This is a genomic window from Megasphaera cerevisiae DSM 20462 (genome assembly GCF_001045675.1).
Classification (GTDB): Bacteria; Bacillota; Negativicutes; order Veillonellales; family Megasphaeraceae; genus Megasphaera; species Megasphaera cerevisiae.
Window position 1 is genome coordinate 29,369 of the sequence record NZ_LEKT01000024.1, and the last position, 14,933, is coordinate 44,301.

The 14,933-nt window shown below is 46.7% G+C and carries 16 protein-coding genes; 12 read left to right on the forward strand and 4 right to left on the reverse strand.

Annotated elements, in window-relative coordinates; genetic code table 11:
* Window positions 1–62 precede the first annotated feature (62 nt).
* From AB840_RS08440 to AB840_RS08490, 11 genes are all read left to right on the forward strand, one after another.
* The gene (locus tag AB840_RS08440; RefSeq protein WP_048514397.1) at window positions 63–1,664 is read left to right on the forward strand and encodes a terminase large subunit; all 1,602 of its coding nucleotides are present in this window, start codon (window positions 63–65) and stop codon (window positions 1,662–1,664) included.
* The gene (locus AB840_RS08445) at window positions 1,661–2,914 is read left to right on the forward strand and encodes a phage portal protein (RefSeq protein WP_048514398.1); all 1,254 of its coding nucleotides are present in this window, start codon (window positions 1,661–1,663) and stop codon (window positions 2,912–2,914) included. The genes AB840_RS08440 and AB840_RS08445 overlap by 4 nt, the downstream gene beginning before the upstream one ends.
* Window positions 2,911–3,630: a head maturation protease, ClpP-related gene (locus tag AB840_RS08450; RefSeq protein WP_048514399.1), complete on the forward strand. Its 720-nt coding sequence runs from the start codon at window positions 2,911–2,913 to the stop codon at window positions 3,628–3,630. Before AB840_RS08445 ends, AB840_RS08450 begins: the two co-directional genes overlap by 4 nt.
* 14 nt (window positions 3,631–3,644) lie before the next feature.
* Entirely contained in the window at window positions 3,645–4,841 is a 1,197-nt protein-coding gene (locus AB840_RS08455) for a phage major capsid protein (protein WP_048514400.1), read from the forward strand.
* Window positions 4,842–4,859: 18 nt separating this feature from the next.
* Complete coding sequence (locus AB840_RS08460) at window positions 4,860–5,135, forward strand: head-tail connector protein (RefSeq protein ID WP_022382094.1); 276 nt, start codon at window positions 4,860–4,862, stop codon at window positions 5,133–5,135.
* Window positions 5,135–5,452, forward strand: coding sequence for a phage head closure protein (locus AB840_RS08465; protein WP_053078155.1), 318 nt, complete (start codon window positions 5,135–5,137; stop codon window positions 5,450–5,452). Before AB840_RS08460 ends, AB840_RS08465 begins: the two co-directional genes overlap by 1 nt.
* A 5-nt stretch (window positions 5,453–5,457) precedes the next feature.
* Entirely contained in the window at window positions 5,458–5,844 is a 387-nt protein-coding gene (locus AB840_RS08470; protein ID WP_456085503.1) for a phage holin family protein, read from the forward strand.
* 169 nt (window positions 5,845–6,013) lie between these two features.
* Complete coding sequence (locus AB840_RS08475) at window positions 6,014–6,247, forward strand: SHOCT domain-containing protein (RefSeq protein ID WP_048514402.1); 234 nt, start codon at window positions 6,014–6,016, stop codon at window positions 6,245–6,247.
* A 51-nt stretch (window positions 6,248–6,298) separates the two neighbouring features.
* Window positions 6,299–7,858 (forward strand): recombinase family protein, encoded by a 1,560-nt coding sequence (locus tag AB840_RS08480; RefSeq protein ID WP_048514403.1) that lies wholly within the window; start codon window positions 6,299–6,301, stop codon window positions 7,856–7,858.
* Window positions 7,859–7,861: 3 nt separating this feature from the next.
* The gene (locus AB840_RS08485; RefSeq protein ID WP_072061803.1) at window positions 7,862–8,347 is read left to right on the forward strand and encodes a serine integrase family protein; all 486 of its coding nucleotides are present in this window, start codon (window positions 7,862–7,864) and stop codon (window positions 8,345–8,347) included.
* Complete coding sequence (locus AB840_RS08490) at window positions 8,280–9,845, forward strand: recombinase family protein (protein ID WP_048514404.1); 1,566 nt, start codon at window positions 8,280–8,282, stop codon at window positions 9,843–9,845. Before AB840_RS08485 ends, AB840_RS08490 begins: the two co-directional genes overlap by 68 nt.
* 32 nt (window positions 9,846–9,877) lie before the next feature.
* On the opposite strand, the gene arsB is transcribed toward AB840_RS08490, so the two are convergent.
* The 4 genes from arsB to AB840_RS08510 form a co-directional block, all read right to left on the reverse strand.
* Window positions 9,878–10,933: an ACR3 family arsenite efflux transporter gene (gene arsB / locus AB840_RS08495; RefSeq protein ID WP_048514405.1), complete on the reverse strand. Its 1,056-nt coding sequence runs from the start codon at window positions 10,931–10,933 to the stop codon at window positions 9,878–9,880.
* 76 nt (window positions 10,934–11,009) lie between these two features.
* Window positions 11,010–12,761, reverse strand: coding sequence for an arsenical pump-driving ATPase (gene arsA, locus AB840_RS08500; RefSeq protein WP_143742722.1), 1,752 nt, complete (start codon window positions 12,759–12,761; stop codon window positions 11,010–11,012).
* A 14-nt stretch (window positions 12,762–12,775) separates the two neighbouring features.
* Window positions 12,776–13,156, reverse strand: coding sequence for an arsenite efflux transporter metallochaperone ArsD (gene arsD / locus AB840_RS08505; protein WP_048514406.1), 381 nt, complete (start codon window positions 13,154–13,156; stop codon window positions 12,776–12,778).
* A gap of 19 nt (window positions 13,157–13,175) precedes the next feature.
* The gene (locus AB840_RS08510) at window positions 13,176–13,517 is read right to left on the reverse strand and encodes an ArsR/SmtB family transcription factor (RefSeq protein ID WP_048514407.1); all 342 of its coding nucleotides are present in this window, start codon (window positions 13,515–13,517) and stop codon (window positions 13,176–13,178) included.
* Window positions 13,518–14,223: 706 nt separating this feature from the next.
* Between AB840_RS08510 and AB840_RS08515 the strand changes: the two genes are divergently transcribed.
* Window positions 14,224–14,673, forward strand: coding sequence for an Hsp20/alpha crystallin family protein (locus AB840_RS08515; protein ID WP_048514408.1), 450 nt, complete (start codon window positions 14,224–14,226; stop codon window positions 14,671–14,673).
* Window positions 14,674–14,933: the final 260 nt, after the last annotated feature.

Sequence of the window (14,933 nt, forward strand, 5' to 3'; positions counted from 1 at the left end):
ATGTATATCAAGACTGCCCACTTCGGCGGTCTTTTTTGTTGCCGCAAAGGAGGTGACGCTGCTTGCGGAAGTTGAAACGCTATCGATCTACGAAGTTCAGGGCCAAAGATTCCAAATACAACAAGACCATGGCGGACTATGCCGTGTCCTTTATCGAATGCCTCTGCCATACCAAGGGCACCTGGGCCGGTAAACCGTTTGAACTGATCGACTGGCAGGAGCAGATCATCCGTGATGTGTTCGGCATCTTAAAGCCGAACGGCTATCGGCAGTTCAATACCGCCTACATCGAGATTCCCAAGAAGCAGGGCAAGTCGGAACTGGCGGCAGCGGTAGCACTCCTCTTATGCTGCGGCGACGGAGAACAGCGCGCCGAAGTGTATGGCTGCGCTGCCGACCGCCAGCAGGCATCCATTGTCTTTGAAGTAGCGGCGGATATGGTGCGGATGTGTCCGGCCTTATCCAAACGGGTGAAACTCTTGGCTTCGCAGAAGCGAATCATTTACCTGCCCACGCACAGCTTTTATCAGGTACTATCTGCCGATGCCTACAGCAAGCACGGTTTTAACGTAAGCGGTGTGATCTTCGATGAGCTGCACACGCAGCCGAACCGGAAGTTGTTTGATGTCATGACCAAAGGTTCCGGCGATGCCCGAACGCAGCCGTTGTACTTTCTCATTACCACAGCCGGGACGGATACCCATTCCATCTGCTATGAAACCCACCAAAAGGCACTGGATATTATCGCAGGCCGTAAGATTGATGCCACCTTCTATCCTGTGATATACGGTGCCAAGGATACGGACGACTGGACGGATGTCAAAGTGTGGAAGAAGGCCAATCCCTCGCTCGGCATTACGGTCGGCATGGACAAGGTCAAGGCGGCCTGCGAATCCGCCAGACAGAATCCTGCCGAGGAGAACGCCTTCCGGCAGCTTCGTTTGAACCAATGGGTCAAGCAGGCGATCCGCTGGATGCCGATGGACAAATGGGACGCTTGCGCGTTTCCTGTACAGCCGGATGAACTGAAAGGCCGTGTTTGTTACGGCGGGTTGGACTTATCCTCAACCACGGATATTACGGCCTTCGTACTGGCATTTCCGCCGCAGGATGAAGCAGACAACTATGTCGTGCTTCCCTACTTCTGGATACCGGAAGAAAACGTGTCCCTTCGCGTCCGGCGGGACCATGTCCCCTATGACGTATGGCAGAAACAGGGATTCCTGCACACAACGGAAGGAAACGTCGTCCACTACGGCTACATCGAAAAGTTTATCGAAACGATGGGCGAACAGTACAACATCCGCGAGATCGCCTTCGACCGCTGGGGCGCGGTACAGATGGTGCAGAATCTCGAGGGCATGGGATTTACCGTCGTACCGTTCGGACAGGGGTTCAAAGATATGAGTCCGCCCACCAAGGAACTGATGAAGCTGACACTGGAAAAGAAGATCGCCCATGGCGGCCATCCGGTACTGCGCTGGATGATGGACAATATCTTCATCAAATCCGATCCGGCAGGCAATATCAAGCCGGACAAGGAGAAATCCACCGAAAAGATCGACGGTGTCGTAGCTACGGTTATGGCACTCGATCGTGCCATCCGCTGCGGCAATGACAACAGTGAAAGCGTATATGACCAAAGGGGGTTATTGATTTTATGAGTATATTCCAACGTATATGGGGAAAAAAGTCACGCGACAAGCCGAAGAACTACCTGTCTACGGCCTTTACGTTCCTGTTCGGCCCGACCTCCTCCGGAAATGTGGTGACGGAACGGACAGCTATGCAGACAACAGCAGTTTATGCCTGCGTCCGGGTGTTGTCAGAGGCTATCGCCGGACTGCCGCTTAATCTATACCGTTATACACCGGATGGCGGCAAGGAAAAGACCATCAATCATCCGCTGTATAGGTTGCTTCATGATGCCCCCAATCCGGAGATGACGAGCTTTATCTTCCGGGAAACGCTCATGAGTCATCTTCTCTTGTGGGGCAATGCCTACGCACAGATTATCCGGAACGGTACCGGGCAGCCGATTGCATTGTACCCGCTGCTTCCCAGCAAGATGGATGTCAGCCGGGCTGCCAACGGTCAGCTTATCTACACCTACTCCAAGGACTCGGACGAGTTCGGTGCAGATAACCGCTGCCAGCAGATTGTCTTATCGCAGGACGAAGTGCTGCATGTTCCGGGACTTGGGTTTGACGGACTCATCGGCTACAGTCCGATTGCTATGGCCAAGAATGCCATCGGCATATCGCTGGCAGCCGAGCAGTACGGTGCGTTATTCTTTGCCAATGGTGCTACACCGGGCGGTATCTTGGAGCATCCGGGCATCGTGAAGGATCCGGTCAAGCTGCGGGAAAGCTGGCATGCCCAATTTTCCGGCACGAACCGACACAATGTGGCTGTGTTGGAGGAAGGCATGACCTTCCAGCAGTTATCCATCCCGCCGGATCAGGCGCAGTTCCTCGAAACGCGGAAGTTCCAGATCGACGAAATCGCCCGTATCTTCCGGGTGCCGCCGCATATGGTCGGGGATCTGGAAAAGTCCACCTTCTCCAATATCGAGCAGCAGTCGCTGGAATTTGTCAAATATACCTTGAATCCCTGGTGCGTCCGTTGGGAACAGGCCATGAACCAGCAGTTGGTACTGCCGTCGGAGCGCTCGCAGGTCTTTACGAAGTTTAATGTGGACGGTCTGCTGCGCGGTGACTACCAGAGCCGCATGAACGGGTATGCCATCGGCAGGCAGAACGGCTGGCTCTCCGCCAACGACATCCGGGAGCTTGAGGATATGAACCGCATCCCCACCGAGCAAGGCGGCGATACGTATCTGGTCAACGGCAATATGCTGCCGCTGGACAAGGCAGGACAATTTTATACCGAAAGCGAGGGAAAAACCCCATGAAGAAGTTTTGGAACTGGAATACCGATGCCGATACCGGACGCATTCTTACCATTGACGGTACCATTGCCGAGGAAAGCTGGTTTGATGACGAGATAACGCCGAAGCTGTTTAAAAACGAACTGGCATCCGGGCAGGGCAATGTCACCTTGTGGCTGAACTCGCCCGGCGGCGACTGTGTAGCGGCCAGTCAGATCTATGCCATGCTGATGGATTATGCCGGACAGGTCCACGTCAATATCGACGGGATTGCGGCTTCGGCTGCCTCTGTGATTGCCATGGCAGGAACAACCGTCAATATGGCTCCGACCGCACTGATGATGATCCACAATCCGTTCACCATTGCCATGGGCGATACTGATGAAATGGAGCGGGCCATCTCTATGTTATCCGAGGTCAAGGAATCCATTATCAATGCCTATGAATTAAAGACAGGACTTTCCCGCACACAGCTATCCCATCTGATGGATGCCGAGACCTGGATGAATGCAGGAAAAGCGATCGAGCTTGGTTTTGCCGATACTGTACTGACGAACGATGCCAATACACAGATGCATGACGCTGCCAGTATGGGAAGCTATTCTTTTTCCCGACGGCAGGTCACCAATGCATTATTGAACAAGGCCATCGCCAAGCAGACCAAGCCAACACCGGCAGCAAATCGAACAACTATATCCATAGCGTCGCTGCAGCAGCGGCTGTCGCTCTTAATACATTAAATGGAGGTACCAACATGAGTAAATTATTAGAACTGCAGGAAAAACGCGCTAATATCTGGGAACAGGCAAAAGCATTCCTGAATGAAAAGCAGGCAGCCGGTGATACACTCTCCACCGAAGATGCTGCCACCTATGACAAGATGGAAGCCGATGTCATGGCGCTGGGCAAGGAAATCGACAGACTGAAAACGCAGGCGGCCATTGATCTCGAATTAAGCAGGCCGACCTCAAGTGCTATCGTCAACCAGCCTGCAAAGCAGGATGTAACTAAGCATGGCAGGTTCAGCGACGCTTATGCCCCTGCCTTTTGGGACAGCATGCGCGGCAAGTCCCGTCCGGAAATCCGAAACACCTTAAAGGAAGGAGCCGATCCTCAGGGCGGCTACCTCGTACCGGACGAGTTCGAACGGACGCTGATCCAGATGCTGGCTGAGGAAAATGTGCTGCGCTCCCTTGCCCATGTGATCCAGACCGCCAGCGGCGACCATAAGATTCCGGTCGTTGCCAGCGAAGGAACCGCTGCATGGACGGATGAAGAAGCCGCCTACACCGAAAGCAACACCACCTTCGGCCAGGTGTCCATCGGGGCGCATAAGCTGGGTACGCTCGTCAAGGTATCCGAAGAACTGTTGAATGATTCAGCCTTCGACCTGGAAGGATACATGGCGCAGGAGTTCGCCCGCAGGCTGGGCAATGCCGAAGAAGAAGCCTTCCTCACCGGCACCGGAACGGATCGTCCGTCCGGCATCCTCGTTGATGCCGCCGGTGCTTCGGATGGCTCGACTGCCGCCTCTGCTACGGCGATTACCTTTGACGATTTGATCGAGTTGTACTATTCGCTCCGCGAGCCGTACCGCAAGTCGGCTACATTGCTGCTGCATGAAAGCACCGTCAAGGCCATCCGGAAGCTGAAGGATACGCAGGGCCAGTACATCTGGCAGCCTTCCGTCAGTGCCGATGTACCGGATAAGATTCTGAACTGTCCTGTCGTCACCAGTCGGTATATGCCGCAGATGGCAGCCGACGCCAAGACGGTGCTGTTCGGTGACTTCTCCTACTACTGGATTGCCGACAGGCAGGGCCGTACCTTTAAGCGCCTGAATGAATTATACGCAGTTACCGGTCAGGTCGGCTTTCTCGGCTCCCAGCGTGTCGATGCCAAGATCGTTCTGCCGGAAGCCATCAAGACGCTCAAGCAGGCCAGCAAATAACAGAAGGAAGGTGGCAGCATGGCAGTAACACGGGACGAAGCTAAATTATACCTGCGTATTGATAATGATGTGGAGGATGCCCTAATCGACAGTCTGATCCAGTCCTCCACGACGACGGTGGAAAATGTACTGCGGCATCCGTTAAGCGACTACACAACATTGCCGGAGGACATCAAGACGGCTATCCTGTATGGCGTGGCCTATCTGTACGAAAACCGGGATACGGCGGACTTCGATGCCATGATCAAGCTCATGCGGGCCATGCTGTTTTCCTATCGGGATGAGGTGTTCTGATGGATATCGGGGAAATGAAGCAGCGGATCGAGTTTATGGTGGAGGAGAATGTCTCTGATGGACAAGGTGGTTATGACACCACCCTGGTCAGCAAGGGAAGTACCTGGGCCAAAGTGACCAATATCCACGGCGGGCAGTATTTCTTTGCGGCAGCCGTTCATCTGGAAAAGGATGTGTCGTTTGTCATTCGGTACCGTTCGGATATCTTAGAAAAATGGATTATTAAGTTCCGCAATCAGAAATACAATATCCAGTTTATCGATAATGTAAAATATGGGGACCAGTATCTTGAAATCAAGGCTACCCTGGCGGGGTGATGAGAATGACCTGGAATGAAATACGAATCGGGTGTGCGGCAGTCGGTGCCTGGCTTGGCTGGTTCATCGGCGGATTTGACAATCTGCTCTATGCCCTGCTGACGTTTGTCTGCCTGGATTATATCACCGGCGTGTTATGCGCCTGCCGGGAACGGCAGTTATCCAGCGAGATTGGCTTTATGGGCATCTGCCGGAAGGTGCTTCTTTTTGTGCTCGTCGGTGTGGCCCATACGCTGGATGCGACGATGCTCGGGTCCGGCAGCGCGTTACGAACCGCTACCATCTTATTCTACTTATCCAATGAAGGACTTTCCATTGTGGAAAATGCCGCGCGGATGGGACTTCCCATACCGGACCGGCTGCAGGAAGCATTGAAGCAGCTACGGAAATAAAAACAAGAATATATACCATGGACCTGCTGGAGTCTCATCACTCTGGCAGGTCTTTTTTTATGTCTTGGGTTCGAATAGCAGTTTGTTTTATCGACTACAGATATAAGGGCTAACAAAATAGGTTTACTTTCCCCTATTTCATGGCCTATCTGTAAGGAGATGATTTGCCATGAACGAACAACTAAGCAACCATACACTCGAAGCAAATAAGCTACAAGCCGAAGCAAGGTCAATATCACAGGAACAACTGCAGCACGAAGTCGATTATGTCCGTGCCCAACACATACTGCAGTCCCTATTCCATAAAGGGCTGCTTTCTGCTGATGAATTTTCTAAAATAACGGCAGTAAACCGAAAAACATTTTCGCCGGTATTAGCGGCTATATTGCCCTCTATTCCTTGATATATCCGGCATATAGAGGTACTATGTCACACTACAAGGAGGTGAAAATCCATGAAAACGGTGACAAAAATCGGAGGCCAGCTTGTATTTCCTACGCAAAAACATAAACTGCGGGTAGCGGCCTACTGCCGGGTATCCACTGATAGCGAGGAGCAATTAGTCAGCCTTGCCACACAACGAAAGCACTATGAAGCCTATATTACGGCAAATCCAGACTGGGAGTTTGCCGGTATTTATTATGATGAAGGTATTACCGGCACGAAAAAAGAAAAGCGCCCAGCCCTACTCCGCCTGATAGATGATTGCGAGCATAAAAAAATAGACTTCATTGTGACAAAGTCTATCAGCCGGTTTGCCCGCAACACCACCGATTGTCTGGAACTGGTCCGTAAATTACTGGAGCTTACCGTTTATATCTATTTTGAAAAGGAAAACCTAAATACCGGTTCGATGGAAAGCGAGCTCATGCTATCGATTCTGAGCGGCTTGGCAGAAAACGAGTCGGTATCGATTGCCAAAAACAGCACCTGGTCCATACAGAGCCGTTTCCAGAATGGCACCTTTAAACTTGCTTACGCCCCATATGGATATGATGTAATAGAAGGAAAACTGGTACTGCAGCCGGAGCAGGCTACAATTGTAAAAGCCATGTTTGATCAAACGCTCGCCGGTATCGGGACGGATGCCATTGCCAAGGAATTAAATGCAAAGAAAATTCCGGCTAAACGCGGTACCCATTGGACTGCAACAACCGTTCGTGGCATATTGAAAAACGAGAATTACACTGGGGATGCTATTTTCCAGAAAACCTATACCGATTCGCATTTTAATCGCCATCATAACCATGGCGAGAAAGATAAATACCGGGTGGAACACCACCACGAAGCTATCATCACCAAAGACATGTTTGAAGCAACCCAGCAGGTCATTCGGCAGCGTGGTAAAGAAAAAGGTGCGCTGCCACAGGATAAAAAGTACCAGAATCGTTATCCATTTTCCGGTGTCATTCGATGTCATCAATGTGGTGCTACCTTCAAGCGGCGTATCCAAGGCGGTCGCAATTCCTATGTGGCATGGTGCTGCGCCACCCATTTAACAGATGCCACAAAATGCTCATTAAAATACATCAAGGAAACGGCACTGAAATACGCCTTTGTTACGATGATGAATAAGCTCATCTTTGGTCATGCCTTTGTTTTAAAACCATTGCTTGCCAGTTTGCGTACCCTCCATTCGGACGACAGCATCACAGTCATTCAAGATCTAGACACAAAGCTGGCGGAAAATGCCGAGCATCAAAAAACACTGGCGTACCTGCTGACGAAAAAATATCTAGAGCCTGCGATGTACCAGAAAGGAAATAACGAGCTACTGCAGGAAGCTGAACAATGGCTGCACCAAAAAGATTCCCTTGTAGATTTTTTGAATGATGATAATAAAACGGTCCATGAAACGAGAGAATTACTGCAGTATACTTGTAAGGCGAAAATGCTAACGGGCTTTGACGAAGCAGTATTCCAACAATTTGTAGAACAAATTCTGGTCTACTCTCGAACGAACATCGGCTTTAAGCTAAAATGCGGCATTACGCTACGGGAAAGGCTGGTGTAAGCTATGAGCCATACACCGTTTGGGTACCGGATTAAAAATGGCAAAGCAATAGTGGATGTGGAGGAAGCCGAAAAAATACGAGTGCTGTTCCAAGCCTATCTTGCCGGGGCTGCACTGACTACGGCTGCGAAAGAGGCAGCGATCCACGCCTTCCACAGTGGTATCCGCCATATCCTGCAAACGACGCATTATATCGGTGATGATTATTATCCGGCTATTATTGATGCCGATACGTTTACTGCGGCACAAAAGGAAATCACCAGCCGGGCCAAAAAACTGGGGCGCATCCGGGAACCTAAAAAAGCGTCACCGGTTCTATACCCCACCACCTTCTCCCTTGCAGAAAAAACGCAAACCTATACTGATCCATTTCAGCAAGCTGAATATGCCTACAGTTTAATAGAAAGTGAGGAATCCATATATGGAATTACAGACGCGGAATGTCACGATCATTCCGGCACGAACTTATCTACACCGAAACCATACTGAAGAAAAGCCAAAATGCCGTGTGGCTGCTTATTGCCGGGTTTCTACCGACAGCGACGAGCAAGCCACCAGTTATGAAACACAAATTGAGCACTACACCACCTACATCCAAAATCATCCAGACTGGAAATTAGCCGGGATCTACGCTGATGATGGGATATCCGGTACCAATACCAAAAAGCGGGATGAATTTAATCGCATGATCGAAGATTGCATGGCAGGTACGATTGATATGATTATTACCAAATCCATCAGTCGATTTGCCCGCAACACGCTGGACTGCCTAAAATACATCCGGCAGTTAAAGGACAAGCACATTCCCGTCTTTTTTGAGAAGGAAAATATTAATACGATGGACTCTAAAGGCGAGGTGCTGCTTACTATTATGGCATCCCTAGCCCAGCAAGAAAGCCAATCCCTAAGCCAGAATGTGAAGCTGGGCCTGCAGTACCGCTACCAACGTGGCGAAGTACAAATCAACTGCAATCATTTTCTTGGGTATGCCAAGGATGAAAATAAACACATGGTCGTAGTTCCGGAGGAAGCAGAAATTGTAAAGCGCATTTACCGAGAGTATCTTGATGGTGCCAGTATGCTAAAAATCGCCCGCAACTTAACGGCGGACGGGTTAAAAAATGGTGCTGGCCACACCAAATGGCGGGACAGTAATATCAGACAGATTTTGCAGAATGAAAAATATATGGGTGATGCCCTCTTGCAGAAAACCTATACGGTGGATTTTCTTACCAAAAAGCGCGTCAAGAATACTGGTATCATGCCACAATATTATGTAAAAGATAACCATGAAGCCATCATTCCCCGCGACATATTCCTGCAGGTGCAGGAAGAAATGGTACGGCGAAGTTCTATTCACTTGAAAAACGGCAGAAAATTGACCTACAGCAGCAACCATTGTTTTTCCCAGCGGATACGCTGCGGTAAATGCGGCGAGATATTCCGTCGGATACACTGGAACAACCGAGGAAAAAAATCCATCGTCTGGCGCTGCGTCAATCGGGTAGACCATACAGGTAAATGCGATGCCCGCACTATATCTGAGCCTGCACTCGAGCAGGTCTGTCTAACAGCCATCAATCAGGTACTATGCGGGAAGAAGGATTTTCTTACCATGCTGCAGCAGAATATTGAAACCGTTCTCAGCCATAACAATGATGAAACACTGGCAGCTATCGATACCCGGCTGGAAAAACTGCAGACACAGCTTGTAAAACTGGCAAGTTCCAAGGCTGGCTACGACGATGTTGCCGAAGAAATCTACCACCTGCGTGAACAAAAACAGCAAGCACTGGCGAAAAGTGCCAATCAGGATGAAATCCGCAGCCGCATAGATGATATGACTGCCTTCCTAAAAACACAATCCACTGCCATTACCCAGTTTGATGAGCACCTCGTCCGACAGCTAATTAAGACCATTACGGTGTTTGAGGATAGCTGTACCGTAGCATTCAAATCAGGCGTGACAGTGGATGTGGAAGAATAAAAGCAGCACTTCATATAGATACGTAATCGTATTCAAGTATTGAAATTATAATACTTTCGCCTTAAATACATTGCCGCATGAACCAGCAGAATCATAACCGGTACTTCAATCAATGGACCAATGACAGCAGTAAAAGCCTCATCCGATGCAATGCCAAATACCGCAACAGTGACTGCAATAGCTAATTCAAAATTGTTACTGGCAGCTGTGAATGCTAATGTAACCGTTTGATCGTATTGAAATTTTGCCTTATAGGAAATATAAAAACTGGCAAAAAACATAATCGTAAAATAGATCAAAAGTGGAACCGCAATACGAACAACACTGATTGGATTATTAATGATTTCATTTCCTTTAGTCATAAACATAATAATAATGGTATATAATAATGCCATTAAAGCCAATGGTGAAATTTTAGGTATGAAGACCTGTTCATACCATTGTTTCGTTTTTGTCCGAATGAGTCCAAATCTTGTCAAAAAACCTGCAGCAAACGGAATTCCCAGATAGATTAACACACTTTCAGCCACATCTGTCATGGATACCGTAATATTCTGTCCTCCCCAAGATATTCCCAGCCATTCCGGAATAATCGTAACAAATAAATAGATATATGCAGCATATAACAGGATCTGGAAAATAGAATTTAGTGCTACCAGCGCTGCACAATATTCATTGTCCCCATCAGCCAGTGTATTCCAGATAATGACCATTGCAATGCATCGCGCCAATCCAATAACAATTAACCCGATAGCAAAACCAGGCATATCTCTTAAAAAGAATACCGCTAAAACAAACATTAAAATAGGACCCATAATCCAATTTTGAAAGAGTGAAAATGCAAATATTTTTTTGTTATTTACTACTTTTCCGATTTCTTCATATTTAACTTTGGCAAGAGGCGGATACATCATAATGATAAGGCCTATAGCAATCGGCCAGGATATCGTGCCTGTACTGAAACTGCTTAACGACTCGGCCAACTTGGGAAATACATATCCCCCAGTTACACCCAATGCCATAGCAATAAAAATCCACAATGTAAGAAATCGATCCAAAAATGATAACCCATGTTTTTGTATTACCATCACATTCTTCTCCTAACTCAAATGATCTATAATCCTGCTATTATTCCACTGACATGTGGAATATACGCTCCCGTAGTTATAGCAATTCCAGCAGCTTGTTACCTTTTACTTCAAATGGTTTCCACGGAATAATTGCATACTGACCATCTGATATGTTGTCGACTTCATGGATCCATTGTAATTCAGCAGTTGCTTTTGCCCTCAAAAAATCACTTTTTGTATCCGCCATCGAATAACTGGCATTAATTACCCACCATCTGACAGCAAGTCCTGCACGCTTTAGATCATCCAATAACCGCTTTGCTTCATAAAACGGTGTGGTTTCCGCAAGTGTTACGATGATAACTTCTGTTTCATTGGAATCTTTCAATCTGGGAAGCAAGTCCTTTTCTGCATCTGAAACAGCACCACCGGAATTTTCTATCTGCTGATTGTAATTTTGGGTAGATTCCAGTAAAAGGATCGTGTGTCCTGTAGGCGCTGTATCCAGTACAACGATTTCGTCCCGGCTCTTCGCAACAATATCGGCAAAAGCACGGAATACGGCGATTTCCTGTGTACATGGCGACCGAAGATCTTCCTTGACATATTCCAGATCATCCTCCGGCATAGTCTGGCGCGCTTTCGTAAGCACTTCTTCCTGATATTTTCTCAACTCACCTTTTTCATCGATATGGCTGACAGATATGCCTTCTTGCTGCCCTATGACAAGGTTCAAATGATCAGCAGGATCTGTGGTAGCAAGACGTACTTTTCTCCCCTTACGATGTAGGCCAAGAGCGATAGCTGCGGCGATCGTTGTCTTTCCGACTCCGCCTTTCCCCATGGTAAAGATTACTTTTTTATTTGACGCTTCAATTTCATCTACGACATCCGAAAGCGCGTACGCATCCGGACGCTGCAATGTGGCCACAGCAGTGGTATAACCAGAATACGAAAGCAGCTGTCTGACATTATCCAACCCTGTAATATTATACGCGCGCAATGGTACCATCGTGACGGACTGTTTTACCAAATTATGGGGTATCTCTTGCAATGCAGACTGTTGTTTTTTAAATAAAGCGGTCTCTACTGCATCATTCACATCATATGTTTCCAGAAGGCCATTGATCACAAGTACTTGATTGCGAATTTCTAATGCTTCCAATTCATGGGATGCCCGCTGTGCTTCCCGGATCGGTGCCGTTTCCGGTCTGGTGACAAGAATAAGTGTTGTAAGACGGCTGTCCGCTAACGTATGAACCGCTTTTTTATACATTTCTTTTTTATCTTCTAAGCCGGACAGCTGCCCAAGGCATGATGCACCGTGTTTGCTTTCGCTGATAAAACCGCTCCATGCAGACGGGAGCTGGAGCATACGGAGCGTATGTCCGGTCGGTGCCGTATCAAAAATAATGTGATCGAATTTTTCTGCTTTTTCCGCATTAGTCAGAAATTCAGAAAATGCATTAAATGCCGCAATTTCCACCGTACAAGAACCGGATAATTGCTCTTCTACATTTTGAATGGCTGAATCCGGTAATTTGCCGCGATAGGCACCAATCACTGATTCCCTGTATTCTGCAGCAGCAGTCAGCGGATCCAGATTTGCTACGACTAACCCGGGAACTTCTGCAATAGCAACACCAGCATCATTCAGCGACACACCGAATACATCCTGCAGGTTAGAGGCCGGATCCGTACTGACAAGCAGTATCTTTTCCCCTGCATCCACCAATGCTACCGCTGTAGCACAGGCAATAGAAGTTTTCCCAACACCGCCTTTCCCTGTAAAAAACAAGTATTTAGTTGATGCTGTTTTTACCGGATCATATAATGATATGTTCATGACTGCATTCCTCCTTAACAGCAACCGTCGTTCGAACCACAGTTACAGGTGGAATTCTGTGTCGTATCCGGCTTTGATTGCACTGCATCAAGATCTAACTGAAGATATTCCGCAAATTCCTTATTGGTAAGATACCCACCTTCCTTAACAATCGCACCGTCCACCATAGTGACCGGAAGTATTTCCGTTCCTTTGACATTCAATGCTGCATTGATGATCGTATTTTGTACAAATGCCTGCGGTTCGGAAGACAAATTATGTCTTATAATATGGATCCCACTTTTTTTCAGATTTTCAACAACTGCTGCCACCCGGATCAACTCGGGATTCACGGAAGGGCCACATACCCCTGTCGAACAACACATTGCCGGATCAAAAATTTCAATTTTCTTCATTATCATTCACTCCTTTAACCTAATCACAACACGTATCTTTTTTCTGATGCAGCCAGATATGCAGATTGTTCATATCTTTTTGATATAATTCTATCGTCCGTAAACTGTCATACACCAAACTATCAAGGAATTTTGGTTTGTTATCATTCCGCATCGAATAATATGCCCATTGTGCCTGCTTGCGATCTTTGACCAACCCGGCATTTTTGAGGTAGATAAGATGCCGGGATGCTTTTGCCTGTGTAATTTGCAATGTTTCCATCACATCACAAACACATAATTCCCTCTCATACAACAGATTCAAAATTCGCAGACGAGTTTCATCTGATAGTGCTTTGAATACATCTACCAATGTTTCCATGTACTCCTTCTCCTTTCTGTATCATAATCATATAATCGCATAAACGATTATATGATTATGATACGCTGTTCGACATAAATTTGCAAGTAATTGTTTAAAATTTTTACATTGCGGCAAAACAATAACCGGTTAAGATAATATGATTTCATCTTAACCGGTTATTTGTGGTTCTATAACACGAACATTCTATTTATTCCACATCCAACCTACTCACTCACCGGGGATTTTTTTTCAAAACATCCAACTCATACACTCGTGAACCCCTTATCCAACTCACCGTCTAAACTATCAAAAAATAACTTTCGTCGATATGTTCTCATGGGGTGATGAAACTCCGATTTTGAATTTCTCACTTTTAATCTCAAAATCGTGAGAACTGCTTATTTACTACACTTCCAATCGTTTTTACTTTCCCGCCCTAGACATCAAAGCTACGCACTCGACGTGTTTTGAGAGGTCTTGATAGCTGTCAAAACGGCGTTTTAGTTCTATTTTTACCTACTCTCGAACTTAGGAACATATCCACGCTCGTAAATGGAAACATATCCAAGATTGACTCTCGTTTATGGAAAAATATCAAAGTCAAATTTAAATAAAAAAATTCTCAAAAATATATTGACAAGTGGAACATTCTGTGTTATATAATAATTAGCACTCAACAATCGAGAGTGCTAACAAAAAATAAATTGAAAAGGAGTTGTTATTTATGGCTGGATTAGTACCTTTTAACAAAAAGAACAAAGAAATCTCTACAAACACTGGCTTTGAGGACTTCTACAACGTACTTGATGACTTTTTTTCCAATGACTGGCCTTTGAGAAGAACCCTCACACATGACACTTTCAAAGTTGATGTCGAAGATAATGGCAATGAATACCTAATTGAGGCTGAAGTGCCAGGTATAGATAAAAAAGACATCAATGTTGAACTTAACGATGGAAAACTTATGATTTCTATTACTAGGGATGAAAACAGTGAATCAAAGAAAAAGAATTTCATCCACAGAGAGAGACGTTATAGTTCTATGAGTCGTTCAATTTATTTGGAAGATGCCAAGCCAGATGGTATTAAAGCAAAACTGGAAAATGGTTTACTTAAAGTTGTAGTTCCTAAAGAAGAAAAGCCAAACAACAGCATTACAATTGATGTTGAATAAGGCAAAATAAAGGGGAGTGTAAAATGAAGTGTGTAAGTTACCGGTAACCAATTTACTAACTTACGCACTTCATTTTTTTGTCGAGGTGCGGTACACTATCAGAAAGCAGGTTGAAAGGAATTGAGTACAGCACTGATGAAGAAACGTAGAAACCCGAGTGAGAAAGGCCAGGCAATCGCCAAGCTCATCATGGAACAATACCAGCCGAAGACGCAGGAAGACATGCAGATAGCGCTGAAGGACGTGTTCGGTCCTATCTT